Origin of the sequence: Shewanella sp. 8A (genome assembly GCF_023475945.1) — a bacterium.
Taxonomy (GTDB): Bacteria; Pseudomonadota; Gammaproteobacteria; order Enterobacterales; family Shewanellaceae; genus Shewanella; species Shewanella xiamenensis.
In genome coordinates, this window is record NZ_JAMDJP010000105.1 from 1 (window position 1) to 577 (window position 577).

Below are 577 nucleotides of genomic sequence, written 5' to 3' on the forward strand. Positions count from 1 at the left end.
GATGTTGTCACCAGGCATTACCATCTCTACGCCTTCTGGCAGTTCAATAGTACCGGTTACGTCAGTTGTACGGAAGTAGAACTGTGGACGGTAGCCTTTGAAGAATGGAGTATGACGACCACCTTCTTCTTTTGACAGAACGTAAACTTCTGATTCAAAAGTAGTGTGTGGGTTGATTGAACCTGGCTTAGATAATACTTGACCACGCTCTACGTCATCACGCTTAGTACCACGTAATAAAATACCACAGTTCTCACCTGCACGACCTTCGTCAAGCAGCTTACGGAACATTTCTACACCAGTACAAGTTGTCTTGGTTGTAGTGCGGATACCAACGATTTCTACTTCGTCGCCCACTTTAACGATACCACGCTCTACACGACCTGTTACTACTGTACCACGGCCAGAAATAGAGAATACGTCTTCGATTGGCATCAGGAATGGCTTATCGATATCACGCTCTGGTTCTGGAATGTAAGAGTCTAAAGCTGCTGCCAGCTCAAGGATCTTCGCTTCCCACTCCGGCTCGCCTTCTAGCGCTTTCAGAGCTGAACCTTGGATTACTGGTAAGTCATCA

Annotated in this window: 1 protein-coding gene; it reads right to left on the minus strand. The window is 46.4% G+C overall.

Translation table 11 applies throughout. The annotated features are described in order from the left end of the window. Nucleotides 1-577, minus strand: a 577-nt coding sequence (locus tag M0413_RS22735; protein ID WP_249555758.1) for an EF-Tu C-terminal domain-related protein, incomplete at both ends; no start/stop codon positions are given.